The 15,972-nt window shown below is 71.0% G+C and carries 16 protein-coding genes; 2 read left to right on the forward strand and 14 right to left on the reverse strand.

The genetic code is table 11. The features are described from left to right. Both glpK and AVP41_RS13430 read right to left on the reverse strand, forming a co-directional pair. Positions 1–1,524 (reverse strand): glycerol kinase GlpK, encoded by a 1,524-nt coding sequence (gene glpK, locus AVP41_RS13425; RefSeq protein ID WP_067165287.1) that lies wholly within the window; start codon positions 1,522–1,524, stop codon positions 1–3. A gap of 63 nt (positions 1,525–1,587) precedes the next feature. Beyond that, a complete protein-coding gene (locus AVP41_RS13430; RefSeq protein WP_067165290.1) occupies positions 1,588–3,351 on the reverse strand; it encodes a glycerol-3-phosphate dehydrogenase/oxidase in 1,764 nt (587 codons plus the stop codon). A 153-nt stretch (positions 3,352–3,504) separates the two neighbouring features. Between AVP41_RS13430 and AVP41_RS13435 the strand changes: the two genes are divergently transcribed. Beyond that, complete coding sequence (locus AVP41_RS13435; protein ID WP_067165997.1) at positions 3,505–4,455, forward strand: sugar-binding transcriptional regulator; 951 nt, start codon at positions 3,505–3,507, stop codon at positions 4,453–4,455. Between the two features lie 5 nt (positions 4,456–4,460). On the opposite strand, the gene AVP41_RS13440 is transcribed toward AVP41_RS13435, so the two are convergent. From AVP41_RS13440 to AVP41_RS13465, 6 genes are all read right to left on the reverse strand, one after another. Continuing rightward, positions 4,461–5,297: a helix-turn-helix transcriptional regulator gene (locus tag AVP41_RS13440; RefSeq protein ID WP_067165293.1), complete on the reverse strand. Its 837-nt coding sequence runs from the start codon at positions 5,295–5,297 to the stop codon at positions 4,461–4,463. A gap of 62 nt (positions 5,298–5,359) precedes the next feature. Continuing rightward, positions 5,360–6,298, reverse strand: a complete 939-nt coding sequence (locus AVP41_RS13445) for an SDR family oxidoreductase (RefSeq protein ID WP_067165296.1) — start codon at positions 6,296–6,298, stop codon at positions 5,360–5,362. A 167-nt stretch (positions 6,299–6,465) separates the two neighbouring features. Continuing rightward, positions 6,466–7,527, reverse strand: coding sequence for a zinc-binding dehydrogenase (locus AVP41_RS13450; protein ID WP_067165300.1), 1,062 nt, complete (start codon positions 7,525–7,527; stop codon positions 6,466–6,468). Beyond that, positions 7,524–8,102, reverse strand: a complete 579-nt coding sequence (locus AVP41_RS13455) for a TetR/AcrR family transcriptional regulator (protein WP_067165305.1) — start codon at positions 8,100–8,102, stop codon at positions 7,524–7,526. Before AVP41_RS13455 ends, AVP41_RS13450 begins: the two co-directional genes overlap by 4 nt. Positions 8,103–8,352: 250 nt before the next feature. Then, positions 8,353–9,285, reverse strand: coding sequence for an aldo/keto reductase (locus AVP41_RS13460; protein WP_067165308.1), 933 nt, complete (start codon positions 9,283–9,285; stop codon positions 8,353–8,355). 255 nt (positions 9,286–9,540) lie between these two features. Then, a complete protein-coding gene (locus AVP41_RS13465; RefSeq protein ID WP_082829224.1) occupies positions 9,541–10,743 on the reverse strand; it encodes an MFS transporter in 1,203 nt (400 codons plus the stop codon). A gap of 106 nt (positions 10,744–10,849) precedes the next feature. Between AVP41_RS13465 and AVP41_RS13470 the strand changes: the two genes are divergently transcribed. Continuing rightward, complete coding sequence (locus AVP41_RS13470; protein ID WP_067165311.1) at positions 10,850–11,305, forward strand: MarR family winged helix-turn-helix transcriptional regulator; 456 nt, start codon at positions 10,850–10,852, stop codon at positions 11,303–11,305. Between the two features lie 73 nt (positions 11,306–11,378). Here AVP41_RS13470 and AVP41_RS13475 read toward each other — a convergent pair whose 3' ends face one another. The 6 genes from AVP41_RS13475 to AVP41_RS13500 all read right to left on the reverse strand — a co-directional run bounded on the left by AVP41_RS13475 (position 11,379) and on the right by AVP41_RS13500 (position 15,968). Continuing rightward, positions 11,379–11,879 carry an SRPBCC family protein gene (locus tag AVP41_RS13475; RefSeq protein ID WP_067165314.1) on the reverse strand — a complete coding sequence of 167 codons (501 nt, stop codon included), beginning with the start codon at positions 11,877–11,879 and terminating at the stop codon, positions 11,379–11,381. 109 nt (positions 11,880–11,988) lie between these two features. Next, positions 11,989–12,528, reverse strand: a complete 540-nt coding sequence (locus tag AVP41_RS13480) for a YaeQ family protein (RefSeq protein ID WP_067165318.1) — start codon at positions 12,526–12,528, stop codon at positions 11,989–11,991. A gap of 26 nt (positions 12,529–12,554) precedes the next feature. Further along, complete coding sequence (locus AVP41_RS13485) at positions 12,555–13,217, reverse strand: CatA-like O-acetyltransferase (RefSeq protein WP_067165322.1); 663 nt, start codon at positions 13,215–13,217, stop codon at positions 12,555–12,557. Between the two features lie 10 nt (positions 13,218–13,227). Further along, positions 13,228–14,649: a serine hydrolase domain-containing protein gene (locus AVP41_RS13490; protein WP_067165325.1), complete on the reverse strand. Its 1,422-nt coding sequence runs from the start codon at positions 14,647–14,649 to the stop codon at positions 13,228–13,230. Further along, a complete protein-coding gene (locus AVP41_RS13495; RefSeq protein ID WP_067165329.1) occupies positions 14,639–14,947 on the reverse strand; it encodes a DUF427 domain-containing protein in 309 nt (102 codons plus the stop codon). Before AVP41_RS13495 ends, AVP41_RS13490 begins: the two co-directional genes overlap by 11 nt. A 115-nt stretch (positions 14,948–15,062) precedes the next feature. Next, complete coding sequence (locus AVP41_RS13500) at positions 15,063–15,968, reverse strand: DUF808 domain-containing protein (protein ID WP_067165333.1); 906 nt, start codon at positions 15,966–15,968, stop codon at positions 15,063–15,065. Positions 15,969–15,972: the final 4 nt, after the last annotated feature.

Genomic DNA, 15,972 nt, shown 5'->3' on the forward strand with positions numbered 1-15,972 from the left:
TCAGTGGGTGGGGTCGGTGTCGGCATCGACCCAGTCGAGGGTGCGGCCGACGGCCTTCTTCCAGTTGCGGAACAGGCGTTCCCGCTCGGGCGCGGGGAGTTGCGGGGACCACCGGCGGTCCTCGGCCCAGGTGTCGACGACGTCCTGCGTGCCGACCCAGAACCCGACCGCGATGCCGGCGGCGAAGGCGGCGCCGAGGGCCGTGGTCTCCGAGATGCGGGGCCGGATGACGTCGACGCCGAGCTGGTCGGCCTGGATCTGCATCAGGAGCGCGTTGGCGACCATTCCGCCGTCCACGCGGAGCTCGGCGAGGTCGACGCCGGAGTCGGCGTTCATCGCCTCGATCACTTCGCGAGTCTGGAACGCGGTCGCCTCCAGGGCGGCGCGGGCGATGTGGCCGGTCGTGACGTAGCGGGTGAGGCCGAGCATGCCGCCGCGCGCGTCGGGGCGCCAGTGCGGAGCGAACAGCCCTGAGAAGGCGGGGACGAAGTACACCCCGCCGTTGTCGGCGACCGCCTCCGCCTCCGCCTCGACGTCGGCGGAGGCGGGGATCATCCGGATGTTGTCGCGCAACCACTGCACGAGGGATCCCGCCACCGCTACCGAACCCTCCAGCGCATAGACGGGGGGCTGATCGCCCAGCCGGTAGAGGACGGTCGTGAGGAGGCCGTGGCTGCTGCGGACCCGCCGATCCCCGGTGTTCATGAGGACGAAGCTGCCGGTGCCGTAGGTGCTCTTGGCCATCCCCTCCGAGAAGCAGGCCTGCCCGAAGGTCGCCGCCTGCTGGTCCCCGAGGATCCCGGCGATCGGCACCCCGGGCAGCAGCCCGTGCTCACGGCCGCGCCCGTAGAGCTCCGACGACGAACGGATCTCGGGGAGCATGCCCAGCGGGATCCCCATGACCTCGGCGATCTCCGCGCTCCACTCCAGGGTCTCGAGGTCCATGAGCATCGTGCGCGACGCGTTCGTGACGTCGGTGACGTGGATGCCGCCGTCGACGCCGCCGGTCAGATTCCACAGGAGCCAGGTGTCCATCGTCCCGAAGAGGAGCTCGCCGCGCTCGGCGCGCTCCCGCACCCCGTCGACATGGCGGAGGATCCAGGCGAGCTTCGGCCCGGCGAAGTACGTCGCGAGCGGCAGTCCGACGCGCGCGGCGAAGCGGTCGGGGCCCTGGCTGCCCCCGAACTCCTCGACGAGGGCCTGCGTGCGGGTGTCCTGCCAGACGATCGCCGGATGCACGGGCTCGCCCGTCGCGCGGTCCCACACCACGGTGGTCTCCCGCTGGTTGGTCAGCCCGACCGCAGCGAGGTCGGTGTGGGTGAGGTTCGCGCGGGTGAGGGCGAGCCCGACGACCTCGCGGGTGTTGTTCCAGATCTCTACCGGGTCGTGCTCCACCCAGCCGGCACGGGGGAAGATCTGGCGGTGCTCGCGCTGGCCGACGGAGACGATCCGGGCCTCGGCGTCGAAGATGATGGCGCGTGTGCTCGTGGTGCCCTGATCGATCGACAGGATGTATCGCGTCATACGGAGCTCTCCATTGAGACGTGTCGGGGGAGGTGGAGGGGGAGGGGGAGGGGCAGGTGGGGTCTACGGGGCCGGGCGTGCGCCCGCGCTCGAGTCGTGCCACGGCGCGATCGAGGGGGCGACAGCGCGTCGGCGCGCGGCGGTGACATCGTCCTCCGCGCCCGCTGCGGCGAGCTCCGCCGCGGCGCGCTGCTGGTACGACTCCACCTCCGCGCGGCGACGCGCGGGGCTCCAGCCGTGGGCATCGCCCGCGATCCGCGCAATGTCGTCGACGGCGGCCGTCCCCGATCCCGGGTATTCGTAGCTGATGCGCGTGCGGCGTTCGATGATGTCTTCGAGGTGCAGCGCGCCTTCGTGGGTGACCGCATACCGGATCTCGGCGCGAAGGTAGTCGGGCGCTCCCGTGACGCGCTCGGACAGGTCGGGGTCGTCCTCGCAGAGCGCGATGATGTCCCGCACATCGGCTCCATACCGGTGCAGGAGGTGGTCGACGAGCGTGTCGGTCCAGCCGTGGGCGCGTGCCGCGGCCGCGATCTCGTGGCGGGCGGCCTCCAGTCCCACCGCGCCCGTGAGCGGGATGTCGGAGGTGTGGCTGGGGCGACGAGTCGACTCCTCGCCGAGGGCGAAGTCCACGGCGTCTTCGGCCATGACGCGATAGGTCGTGAACTTGCCCCCGGCGATCACGACGAAGCCCGGCGCCGGAGAGGCGACCGTGTGCTCGCGCGACACCTTCGCGGAGGCGAGCCCGCGCTCAGCGCCCGGCTGGAGGAGCGGGCGCAGTCCCGCCCACGTGCCGACGATGTCGGAGCGGTCGAGCGGTTCAGCGAGCACCTCGTTCGCCTTGGACAAGACGTAGTCGATGTCCTCCGCCGTGGGGACGGGGTCGACCAGATCCTCGGTCCACGGGGTGTCGGTGGTGCCGATCACCCAGTACCGCGACCACGGGATGACGAACAGCACGCTCTTCTCGGTCTGCAGGATCAGTCCCGGGGTGCCCGAGATGCGCTCGCGGGGGACCACGATGTGGATCCCCTTCGAGGCGAGCACTCGCAGTCCGCCCTCCCCGCCGGAGAGGGCCTGGGTGCGCTCCGTCCAGGCACCGGTCGACCCGATCACCGTGCGGGCGCGGACGGGGAAGGCGGTGCCGGTCTCGAGGTCGGTCAGGATCGCCCCGTCCACGCGCCCGGAACCGTCGCGGGTGAGGGCGGTCGCCTGCGTGCGCGACGCGGCCACCGCCCCGTGGTCGGCGGCGGTGCGGAGCACCGAGAGCACGTAGCGGGCGTCGTCGACGGTGGCGTCCCAGTACTCGATCGCGCCGACCGCGGCCGTGCGCGACAGACTCGGGAAGTCGCGCGCGAGGGCGCGGCGGCCGAGATGACGGTGCCAGGGCACGGCCCGCCGACCGCGACTGAGGCTCGCCAGCGTGTCGTAGAGGGCGATGCCCGCGCCGATGAAGGCGCGTTCCCACACCGCGTGTCGCAAGGGGTAGAGGAACGGCATGGGGCGTACGAGGTGCGGGGCGATACGCGTGAGCAGCAGGTCGCGCTCGGTCAGGGCCTCGCGCACGAGGGCGAAGTCGAGCATCTGGAGGTAGCGGAGTCCGCCGTGGACGAGCTTGCTCGATCGGCTGGAGGTTCCCGACGCCCAGTCCTGGGCCTCGACGATCCCCACGGTCAGGCCGCGGGAGGCTGCGTCGAGGGCGATCCCGGCACCGGTGACCCCGCCGCCGATCACGAGGATGTCGAGCTCCCGTCCGGGCTCCGTGCTCTCGGCGAGGCGCGCCAGCGCGGACTCGCGAGTGGAGGCGGTCAGGGGCGTCGCCGTCATGGGGTGTCCTCTCGATGCGGGTGAATGGAAGTTCGCTTCGAGCACACTATTGGCAAACACTCAGGTTGTGGGAGGATTGCCAGAGGAATTGCACGAACGTGCAGAAAGGTGCCGACGGTGTCCGACGACGACGATCTGCTCACCGCCTCGACGATGTACTACTTGCAGGACCTGAAGATGGACGCCATCGCGGCGCACCTGCACATCTCACGTTCGAGCGTCTCGAGGCTCCTCAAGCGGGCTCGCGAGGAAGGCCTCGTGGAGATCACGCTCCGCCCCACGCCGTCGCTGTCGAGCGAGCTGGCGCGCGAGATCGCGGCGACCTACGGCATCGAATGCCAGATCGTGCCGGTGCCGGACGGCGTGACGGGGGAGGAACGGCTCGATCAGGTCGCACGCACGACCGCCCACCTTCTGGCGGGATGGTTCGACTCCGACATGGTGCTCGGCGTCGCCTGGGGCACGACGCTCTCGGCGATCGCCCGGCACCTGGTGCGCAAGCCGACACGGGGCAGCGCCGTGGTCCAGCTCAACGGCGCCGCCAACAACCGGACGTTCGGTGTCGACTACGTCTCCGACCTCGTCTCGGGGTTCGCCCGCGCGTTCGACGCCGCCGTCCACCTGTTCCCGGTGCCGGCGTTCTTCGACTACGCCGATACCCGCCGTGCGATGTGGCGGGAGAGGTCGGTGGCGCGGGTGCTGGACGTGCAACGGCGCGCCGACATGGTGCTCTTCTCCATCGGGGCGATCGCGGGCGATCTCCCCAGCCACGTGTACGCGGCCGGCTACCTCGACCCCGATGACATCACCGCGCTGGGCGACGAGGGGGTCGTGGGCGACGTCTGCACCGTGTTCCTGCGCGCCGACGGCACCTACCGCGACCTGGCGCTGAACGAACGCGCAACCGGTCCGACGCCCGACGAGCTGCGCCGCATCCCTCGCCGGGTGTGCGCCGTCGCAGGCGACGCGAAGGTCGTCCCGCTCCGGGCGGCACTCCTGGCGGGGGTCGTGACGCATCTCATCACCGATGAGCTCACGGCCAAGGCCCTCCGGGAGCTCGGCCGGGATCCGCTGGCCCCGCGCGCGACGTCGATCCCGCACTGAGGGGGTCAGTCCATCCGCTGGGCGCCGACCACCGACAGCAGCTGTAGCTTCTCGGCGTCCACCGTGCCCGGCGGCGCCGTGATCACCAGAAGGGTCTGGGCCTGATCCGGATCGACGAGCACGTGGCACTGCAGGTTCATGATCCCCGTCTCGGGGTGCTGCAGGCGCTTGTCGATCGTGTGCTCGCTCCGCAGCTCGTGCCTTTCCCACAGGGCCGCGAACTCGGGGCTCTTCTCCCGCAGCTCCCCGACGATCGCGGCAGCCCGAGAACGGGGTCCGTGCTCGGCGTAGACGGCGCGGATGCCGGCCGTGAAGTCCCGCGAGCGGAGGGCGTGATCCTCCCGCGGATAGACGTCACGGGCGGGCGGGTGGAGGAACCAGCGGTAGCCGATGCTCCTCATCGGTCCCGAGAAGCGCGTCTCATCGCCGAAGAGCGCCCGCGCGGGTGGCGTCTGCGCGAGGGTCTCACCGAGCCGGGTCATGACCTGCGCCGGGGTGTCGGCCAGGCGATCGAGGACACGCATCAGTCCGGGGGAGACGTGATCGCTGCCGCCGAGCCGCGCCGGCGCCGTGTGGCCGGCCAGGCGGAACAGGTGATCGCGCTCGGCGAGGGTGAGACGCAGGCCGCGGGCGAGCGCCGTGAGCATCTGGAGGGACGGTTGCGGTCCCCGCTGCTGCTCCAGCCTGCTGTAGTAGTCCGTCGACATGTCGGCGAGGGCCGCCACCTCTTCGCGGCGGAGCCCGCTCGTGCGTCGCCGCTGACCCCGGGAAAGCCCCACGTCCTCCGGCTGCAGCGCCTCGCGGCGACGGCGGAGGAAATCGGCGAGCTGTTCACGGTCCACCCGTCGAGTCTCGGACGCTCCGGCCACGCGGGCAAGGGATCGCCGCTCCCCCTCACGCCGGGTCATCCCGGCAGGGGTGTTCCGAGGAGCTCGCCCGTCACCTGCCAGGCGCGCGCGGCGTCGTCCGCTCCGGTGAGCCGGCCGTACAGGGGCTGCTCCGCCGGGGGTCCGCCGAGGTGGCGCAGACCGCTCGGCCCGTACAGGCGGCCGCCGCGCGCGTCGGGGCTCGTGCCGGCGTACACGGCGGTGAGGGCGGCCGAGGCCGGGGTGCCGAAGACCAGGCCGCGGCGGGACAGTGCCCGGATGACGCGGACGGCCGTGGTGTCGCGGGCGCGACCGAGTTCAGGCTGCGCCGCCAGGAGGTTGGTCGGGGTGACGCCGGGGTGCGAGAGCAGGCTCCGTACTCCCCAGCCGTGCGCGGAGGAACGGCGGTCGAGCTCGGCGGCGAACAGGCCCACGAGGATCTTCGAGGAGGAATAGGCGGCCATGGCGTCGTAGCGCCGCTGCGAATTCAGGTCGTCCCACAGCACGCGTCCCTGATCGGCGGCCACCGACACCTGGCTGACCACGCGACCCTGCCCCGACTGCAGGAGCGGGAGGACGCCGACGGTCAGTGCGGCGTGGCCCAGATGATTGGTGGCCAACTGCCACTCGAACCCGTCGGCCGAGAGCTTCCGCGTGGGCGGGGTCATGACGCCGGCGTTGTTGACCAGCAGGTGGAGCGGGGCGCCTTCGGCATTCAGCTCCTCGACGAGCGCGCGCACGGTGTCGAGGGCGGCGAGGTCGAGACGACGTCGTTCCACGCGGGCCTGCGGAACCTCCGCCCGGATCCGAGCGAGGGCGGCCTCACCCTTGTCCGCGTTGCGCACCGGGAGGATGAGGTCCGCACCCGCGCGGGCGAGGCGGAGGGCGATCTCGAACCCCACGCCATCACTGGCCCCGGTGACGAGGGCGCGACGGCCGGTGAGGTCGGGGACGGGGATGTCGATGCGCTTCGGCATGGGGCTCCTGGCGGGGGCGCGGACCTGGTCGTTGGACGGAACCCGGTCGTCGGACGGAAGGGCCGGCGCGGTCGCACCGGCCCTTCCAGCCTGAGCCTCTTCGTCCCCCGGCGTCAGAGAGGGGTCATCCCGGGATCGGCGGTCCCTCCCTCCGGCTGTCGCCGATGTCAGAGCGCAGGGGAGACGAGGATCTTGACCTCGGTGTTGCGGCCCCCGCCCAGCAGGTGCTCGATGCCCGCGTCGACCAGGTGATCCAGCCCGATCCGGCTGCTGATGAGCGGGCGCGGGTCGATCCGCCCCGCCGCCATCTCGGCGATCACCTCCGAGAAGTCCTCGTCGGTGTAGGCGAAGCTCCCCACGAGGTTCTTCTCGCTCATGAGGTAGCTGTTGAGGTCCACGCTGACCGGCCCGTGGAACTGTGCGACGACGACATTCACCCCACCCGGTCGGAGCGCGGCGAAGGCGGTGTCGTACGTCGCCTGGCCCACGCCCGACGCGTCGAAGGCGACGTCGACACCCGCGCCGCCCGTCGCCTCGGCCACGTGAGCGGCCAGGTCGGCGCTCGTGGGATCGACTGCGTCGGCTCCCAGCGCTGCGGCAAGCTCGCGGCGGGAGGGACTCGGCTCGCTCACGATGACGCGCTCGACTCCCCGCGCCCGCAGGCACAAAAGCAGGCCCAACCCGATCGGACCACCGCCGATCACCAGGGCGACGTCGCCCTGGCCTGCTTCTGACACCTTCGCGGCGTGCCACGCGACGCTCGTCGACTCGACCATGGCCCCGGCCTCCGCCCCGAGCTCCTCCGGGAACGGGTGGGCGGCGTCTGCGCCGACCACGACCGACTCGCTGAAGCCGCCCCCACCGCCGTTGATCCCGATGAAACCGAACTCAGCGCAGAGGTTCGGCTCGCCGCGGAGGCATGCCGGACACGTCCCGTCCCACACGTTCGGACGCACGGCGACGAGATCGCCGGGGGCCAGGCTCGTCACTCCGTCACCGACGGCCTCGATGCGTCCCGAGAACTCGTGTCCGAATCCGTGCGGTCCGTGCTCACCGAACAGGGGGTGGACGTACTCGTTGGGCACCGGGAAGTACTGGTACAGCGCGAGGTCGGAACCGCAGATGCCGGCCCACTCCACTCGTACCTTGACCTGTCCGGGGCCCGGCTCCCGTTCGGGAACCTCGTGGATGCGGGCGTCCTGGGCGCCCTCGAGGATTGCTGCCTTCATGATGACTCCTTCGTCGTGAGGGGTGGGAGGTGGTCGAACACCATCTCGCCGGCCTCGCGCAGCCGGCGTTCGAGCGCCGCGACCGGGTCGATGCCGCCGCTGGCTGCGTCGGCGAGAGCGAGGTGGGTGAGGGCGAGGAGCACCGTGGCGTGCGTGAGGGCGCGCGACGGGTCCACCTCGTCGCCCCGTTCCCGGAGTGCCTCAGCGATGTCGGTGCGTCCGAGGGTGAGTTCGTGGTCCCACACGGCCGCCATCTGCGGATCGTCCGCGATCACGGGGAGGAGCCGGCGGGTGCGCTCCGCGAAGGCGCCGCCGGCAGCCACTCCGAACGCCCTCACCCAGGCTCCGGGTCCCCGGTCGGCCACGAAGGTGGCGATCAGCACCCGTCGGGCGTCGGCGAGCGCCGGACGCAGACAGTCTTCCTTGCGGGGAAACATGCGGTGAAACGTGCGGATCGAGATCCCCGCGGCATGGGCCAGCTCGGCCACCGAGGCAGAGCCGCCCGAGGCCGCGATCTCCCACGTCGCGGCGAGAGAGGCATTCAGGACGTCGGCGTCGGAGCGTACGCGAGGCATACCGGCACCTTACGCGTAATGGCAGAAACTGTCACTACGTGCGGCGCGACCTCGCCCGGGCGCCGCCCTCACCGCCTTCCCTCACCGCCTTCCCTCAGGGCCGTCGCTCAGGGGTGTCGCGCGGGCTGTCGCACGGGCCAAAAGCAGGCGGAATCCGGCCGAATCGGCCGATGCCGCGCCGCCGCCGCCGGTGCGCCTGCTCTTGGCACGCGACGAGGGTGCGAGTCTGGCCGGCGGCCCGACTCGGCGCTTACGGAACCCGGTAGCCGGCGGCGCGGAACAGCTCGTACCACTCGGCGCGTGTCAGCGGCACGTCCGACCCCTGCGCGGCGCCGGTGACCCGCTCGGGCGTGGTGGTGCCGAGCACCACCTGCATCTGCGCAGGATGGCGAGTGATCCACGCCGTGGCGATGGCGATGGGCGGGACGTCGTACTGGGCTGCCAGCCGATCGATCACGGCGTTCAGCTCGGGGTACTCGTCGGAGCCGAGGAAGACGCCCGTGAAGAAGCCGGCCTGGAAGGGCGACCACGCCTGGATCGTGATGCCGTGAATGCGGCAGTACTCGACGATGCCTCCGCCGTCCAGCGTCACCGACTGGTCGGTCCCCTGCATGTTGGCGGCCACGCCCTGCGCGATGATCGGCGCGTGCGTGATCGACAGCTGGAGCTGGTTGGCCACGAGCGGCTGACGGACGGCCGTCTTCAGGAGCTCGATCTGCCCCGGGGTGTGGTTGGAGACCCCGAAGGCGCGCACCTTGCCGGCTGCCTCCAGCTCGTCGAACGCGCGCGCCACCTCATCGGGTTCCACGAGCGCGTCGGGACGATGCAGCAGGAGCACGTCGATGTAGTCCGTCCGCAGCGCGCGCAGCGACCCTTCCACCTGCCCCACGATCCGCTCGTACGAGAAGTCGAAGTACGGACCCTCCGGCACGATGCCGGCTTTCGTCTGGATCGTGATCTCAGCTCGCTCGGAAGGTGTCAGCTGCATCGCTTCGGCGAAGCGCTCTTCACACTGGTGCAGGTGGGAGCCGTAGATGTCGGCGTGGTCGAAGAAGTCGATCCCGGCATCCCGAGCGGTGCGCACGAGGGTGCGGATCTCGTCGTCGGACTTGTCGCTGATGCGCATGAGGCCGAGCACCACATTGGGTGCCTGCAGGGTGGGTCCGAGGGGGACGGTCTTCATGGGTGGCTCCTGTCGTTCGGTGCGCTCTCACGCTAGATAGTCGCCTGCCGGAAGTCCACCGCCCGCGCCGCCCCAGGCGCCGCCCCACCGCGGCCGCCCGCCCGCGTCCGCCCGCCCGCCCCGCCAGCCGTCATCCCCCGCGTGCACAACGGCGGAGCCGGAGGGCGACACGCCGCGTCCCGGCGGGCAGGGGGCGGCGTGTCACCTCCCGCATCCGCCGTTGTGTACCCGGGAGAGGGGGTGCCCCGTGCGTGCTCAGCCGCGGGTGGTCGTCAGCGTGGCCGCGGGCGCGTCCGCCGTGCGGGGCCGGGTGAGGGTGGCAACGATCATGACGACCAGGGCGACCGCCGTCATCGCCGCCCCGGTCCAGATGGGAGCCGTGTAGCCCAGACCCGCAGAGATGGCGAGGCCCCCCACCCACGCGCCGACCGCGTTGCCCACGTTGAAGGCCGCGATGTTGGCACCCGAGGCCAGCGTCGGTGCCTGGCCCGCGTAGACCATGATCCTGCTCTGGAGCCCGGGCGTCGCACCGAAGCCGAAGCCACCCATGAGGAACAGGAGCAGTACGGTGGCCGGGCCCGACGCCGCCACGAGGGCGAAGACGACGAGGATGCCGGCGAGGGCCGCGATGCAGACGAGGAGGGTGCCGTCGATGGAGCGGTCCGCGAACCGGCCACCCACGACGTTTCCCACCACGAGGCCGGCACCGAACACGACGAGCAGCCACGGCACGGCCCCCGGGGGGAACCCGCTCACCTCCGTCAGCGTGTACGCGATGTAGGTGAAGGCGCCGAACATCCCGCCGAACGACAGCACCGTGACCGTGAGGGAGAGCCACACCTGCGGGGTACGGAATGCCCGGAGCTCGTGTCGCAGGCCGCCAGGCTGCGCGTCGGCATCCGCCGCTCCCGCGGTGGCGCCCGGGACGAGGGCGGCGACGCCGACGAAGGCCACGACTCCGATCGCGGAAATCACCCAGAACGTCGCGCGCCATCCGAACTGCTGGCCGAGGAAGGTGCCGAACGGGACCCCCAGCACGTTGGCCGCGGTCAGCCCGGTGAACATGAGGGCGATGGCACCCGCCTTCTTCTCCGGCGGCATCAGCCCCGCGGCCACGACCGACCCGATGCCGAAGAACGCCCCGTGGCACAGCGCGGCGACGATGCGTCCCGCCATCGCGATCTCGTACGTGCTCGCTGCGGCGGTGAGGGCGTTGCCGACGATGAACAGCACGAGCAGGGACAGCAGCACGGGCTTGCGCGGAAGGCGGGTGACGGCCGCGGTGAGCACGAGCGCCCCGACCACGACGGCCAAGGCGTAGCCCGAGATGAGCCAGCCCGCCACGGCCTCGGTGACGCCGAAGTCAGTTGCGACCTCCGGCAGCAGGCCCATGATGACGAACTCCGTCAGTCCGATGCCGAACGCGCCGACAGCCAGCGCGAGCAGTCCGAGGGGCATGGCGATCTCCCTGAGGCTAGAATGATTGCAGACGCGGGATATTGCGAAGCGGAAGCAATCATTGCACGCGCAGATACAACGCGCAAGCAACTAACGGAGGTCGCCCATGGGTATCGCCGACGATGCCGTCGAGGTTCGGGCGCAGGGGTGGCGCACGCTGGCGGCGCTGCACGGGCTCATCGAGGCCGAACTGGAGCGCGCGCTCGCCGAAGGGTTCTCGCTCTCAGTCGTCGAATACACGGTGCTGGATGCCCTGGAGCGGCAGAACGGTTGGCACATGCGGATGCAGCAGCTCGCGCGCGCGGCCGCCCTCAGCGCCAGCGCCACGACGCGCCTGGTGAACCGCCTCGAAGACCGCGGTCTTCTCACCCGGGTGCTCTGCGCCGACGACCGTCGCGGGATCTATACCGAGCTCACCGCCGCGGGTCGCGCCCTCTATGAGCGGGCGCGTCCCGTGCACGACGAGACGCTCGAGCGGGTGCTCGAGGAGGCGCAGGCGCGGCCCGAGCTGGCGCCGGTCGTGGCGGCCCTCCACGGCGAGACGGTGCCGCCGGCGCGCTGATCATCGGGCGACTTCCCGTCGTCGCGTCATGAAACGCAGCGGCCGCCATCTCATATATGCGGGCGGCCGGGCATCACCCCAGGATCCCGGCCGCTCCGTCTGCCTCGGCCGCAGGCAGCGTTCTCGTCTCGGCGGCGGCCTTGAGTCGAGCCAGCCCCTCTTCGACGTCGCGGGCGATCATCCGGTCGGTGCCGCCGAGTCGGGCGAGGGCGCCACGGAGGCCACGCCCCTCGAGCGCGATGGTCCAGGTCACGCGCGTTCCGCCCTCGATCCTCATGAGGTCGAAGCGCATCGGCAGGTTGACCTTCCAGGGCGAGACCATCGCCAGGCGCACCTCGACGCGATCGGGCGTGGTGGTGCCGACGATCATGTTGCCCCTGCCGATCTTTCCCGATCCGGACCACGCATAAAAGGCGCCTTCGCCGGATTCGGGCCCGGAGTACTCGCGGCGGTCGGCCGTGAGCGACGACCACGGCGACCACTCCTGCCAGGACCGCAGGCTGGAGACCAGCCCGCGGACGCGCGAGCGCGGCGCGGCCACGTCGACCGATCGCGTGATCTCGGAGGAACTCATATGTGCAACCTACCTCGCCTGAATGAAACCGGTCCCGGCGTCGCGCAAGTTGCGGACGGATCGTGCGAAAGCGCGGCAGGGGAGGACTCGGCGCGAAGGCGCCCGGCCCCTACTGGGCCGGGCGTTCGAGGATCGCCGACGACAGCGACGTGCCGTTGATGTCGAGGTAGATACGGCGCTCGGTGACCGACAGCGTCAGCTCCGTGCGGCGTTCCAGCGCGGCGGCGGCGGCCTCCACGAAACCCGGTTCGAACGCGTACAGCGTGATCTCGCCGCCGCGGTGGATGCGCTTTCCCGCCCAGAGCGCGGCGACCTTCTCCGGGTCGCGGTGCGTGTACACGGCGACCCGGTCCGCGGCCAGCGCTCCCTGGTGCAGTCGCCCGGCGTCGGGCGCCCCCACCTCGATCCACGCCAGCAGCGACCCGGTGAGGTCCCGGACGAAGACCGCCGGCTCGTCGGTGGCGGCGATGCCCTCGCTGAACGCGATGCCCTCCTCGTGCTCGAGGCAGTAGGCCAGCACGCGCGTCATCATGAACTCCGTCGTCTCGGCCGACTGCCGCGCGGTGCGGAGGGAGAGCTCCTCGTAGACCCCGCGGTCGACATCGGCGAGATGGACCGTGAACGTGTGGATCGTCGCGCCGATGGCCATGAGAAGCGAGCCTACCGGCGCGCCGATCAGCCCGCGGACGCCAGCCAGGACGGGTCGGCGAGCAGCGCCTGCAACTCGGTGACCAGTCGCGCCGTGTGAAACCCGTCGGCCGCCGCGTGGTGGATCTGGATCGCGAGCGGGAGGAGCGTGCGCCCCTCACGTTCGACGTAGCGGCCGAGCGTGAAGATCGGCGCGAGGTGGTCCCACCCGCCGTCGACGTTCAGGGTGAAGCCGGTGAACCTCGTCCACGGGAGGCTCGAGATGTCGAAGCCGTGCCGTGGCGGCGCTCCCTGGGGGAAGAAGTCGGTCGCGTCGCGGTGCTCGGCGATCACCCGGGTCGCCGCGTCGTGGAACGCTCCGAAGTCGGCGTCGAACGGCACCCACAGGCTCGAGAACGTCTCGCTATCCGGATGGAACACGGTGAAGGACGGATCGACCTCGGGCCACACGGCGGGCGCACCGTCGTCGAGCAGGGTCATCCGGAACTCCTCGTGCCGGTTGACGACCGCAGCGATCGCCCAGATCTGGGCGACGTAGGTGCGGCGGCCCGCCGCCCGCACGGCGTCGACGAACGCGGTCACGTCGAGCTCCACCGTCATCGCATACGTGCAGGGGACGGCCTGGCGGTAGTGCGCGAAGTGCTGGCGCCGCGGCCAGGTGTCGAGGTCGATGGGCGTGGGGTGGCTCATCCTTCCGAGCCTAGGCCTGTTCGTCCACCCACTCCGGGACGGCCAGCGTCTCGAGCCCCGGTCCCTGCAGCGGCACGGTGTGCCATGCGGCGTGGAGCGCGCCGGCGCCATCGCGGCGGAGGAGCAGACGATGCGGCGACGCGGTGACGACGAGGTGCACACGCACGCCGTCCGCGTGGGCCTCGCCCCGGACGGCGATGGGCACCGCGGTGCCTTCTTCGACCTCGGGGGAGGCGACGACGGCAGGACCGGGCTGTGCAGGTGCCGGGAGGGGGAGGAGCGCCGCCGTCCAGCTGTCGCTCGCGACGGCGACGCTGTCTCCCGAGGGAAGAGCCAGCCGCCATCCGCCGTCGGCATCGTCGAGCCGCCAGTCGGTCGTGTCGATCGCGCCGTCGGGGGCGGGAGCGAGCGCGTCGCGGGCGTCCCACGAGTCGACGGTGTGCGCCCGCTCGCGCAGCTGCTCGAACGCGTCGTCGTCCTCGTCGAGGGGGAGGTCGGACACGTCCGACATCAGCTCCCAGAACGCGCGGAGGGTGCGCTGCGTCTCGAGGGTCGAGCCCTGGTAGGCGATGACGATCCCGCGCTCCGGGTCGATGACCCCGAACTGTCCGTACGCGCCGTCCAGGCGGAAGCCCACCGTGCTTCGCCACACCTGGTAGCCGTAACCGAGCCCCCAGTCGTTCGCCGCGGCCTCCTCGGGGGACTGCGCCGGGTCACGCGTGTCCGACCAGGGCTGCGACAGCTCTCCGACGTAAGAGGACGCCACCAGCTGCTCGCCGTCGTGTCGGCCGCCGTCGGCCAGTAGCGTCGAGACGCGGACCAGGTCGCCGACCGTGATGTGGAAGCCCGAGAAGCCCTGCTCCACCCCGAACGCCGGCTTCATCCATCGCTGGCCGATGCCGAGGGGCTCCAGCAGCCGCGGGCGAAGATAGTCGGTCAGTCGCTCCCCCGTGAGCGCCGTCACGATGCACGACAGGGCGTAGGTCGCGTCGGAGTTGTAGGCGAACCGGGTTCCCGGGGTGGCCGCCGGTGTCTGGGTCAGGAGCTTCCGCACGTCGAACCGCAGCGCGTCGATCTGCTCGGCGTCGTGGCCCGTGTTCATCGTGAGGAGGTGGCGGACGGTGAGGCCGTGGGGGTTGGGGAGTCCCAGCAGGTCACCCACGGAGTCGTCCAGCGACAGCATGCCTTCGGCTTCGAGCAGGCCGATCGCGAGGGAGGTGAACGTCTTGGAGACCGAGTAGACCAGGGCCGGTCGGGTCAGGTCGTAGGGCTGCCAGGCGCACTCGAAGACGGAGTTCCAGCCGCCTTCGCCGTCGCGCCGAGCCACCACGATCGCGTGGGGGTCGAGCCCCGAGGTCTCCAGGGTGTCGAGGAGCCGCAGGAGGGCTCTCGAGGGGATGCCGTGAGCTTCGGGCGAACTGTCACTCACCATCGACGACCTGCACCTCTTTCCAGAAGGCGACGTATCCCGAGAAGTCGCGGCCCACCCGCTCGATCGCGGTGGGGTAGGGCTCGGGGTAGCTCCAGGCGCGGTCGGTCAGGCTCTGCCCGTCCACCTCGACCGTGAAGTACTGGCAGTCGCCCTTCCACGGGCACCGGTACGGGGTCGGGCTCTTCACGAGGTACTCGCCGCGCACGCTCTGTGGCGGGAAGTACCAGTTCCCTTCGATGGAGACGAGCTCGTCTCGGCTCGCTTCGGCGATCACCGTCTCGCCCAGAACTGCCTTCATGGTTCCTCCTCGGTCGACATCGACTCTTCCAGTCTGCCGCGTCGGAGCGCCAGACGGGATCGATATCCGTGGTTCGCTCCTGGACACCGCCGGGCTGTGCGGACGCGATGCCCGATCAGCGCGGCGACTCCCCGCCTTCGGTGAACGAAGGTCGTCGCCCGAAGGCCCGGGCGATGCTCAGCACCGCTCCGACGACCACGAGCCCCAGCGCCAGACCGGCCACGGCCGAGACCGCCGTGTCGGCCACCCAGACCACGACCGGGCCGAGCGCCTCGACGGCGTGCTCCACCGCGTGGAGGAGCTCCACCGGGAGGGCCCATCCGACCGCGCCGAGGTTCGCGAGCACCAGGTGGCCGCCCACCCAGAGCATCGCGACGGTGCCGACCACGCTGATCACGCGGAAGACCGCCGGCATCGATCGCACGATCCGCGCTCCGGTGTGCCGCACGCGGCGCGAGGGGCTCTTGGCCATCCGGAGCCCGATGTCATCGATCTTCACGAGCAGCGCCACCGCTCCGTACACGGCGCCGGTCATGACGACGGCGATCAGTGCGAGAACCGCCAGCCGCGTCCACACGCCCAGACCCGGCTCGATGTTCGAGAGGGAGATGAGCATGATCTCGGTCGAGAGGATGAGATCGGTGCGCACCGCTCCGGCAACCAGACGCTTCTCGTCGCGTCCGCCCGCGTCCTCGCTTCCGTGATGGAAGCCGAACCACTCGAGCACCTTCTCCGCACCCTCGAAGCACAGGTACGTGCCTCCGATGATCAGGAGCCAGGGGAGCACGTCGGGCGCGAAGGCGGTGAGGAGCATCGCGGCCGGGATGATCAGGAGGAACTTGTTGGCCAAGGAGCCGAGGGCGATCTTGCCGACCACGGGAAGCTCCCGGGCGGGGGAGATCCCCTGGACGTACTGGGGGGTGACGGCCGCATCGTCGATCACCACACCGGCCGACTTCGCGGACGCCTTGAGCGCCGCACTGAGGATGTCGTCGACGACGGCGAGCAGACCAACGGACATGTGG

Origin of the sequence: Microbacterium sp. TNHR37B (assembly GCF_001620065.1) — a bacterium.
Taxonomy (GTDB): domain Bacteria; phylum Actinomycetota; class Actinomycetes; order Actinomycetales; family Microbacteriaceae; genus Microbacterium.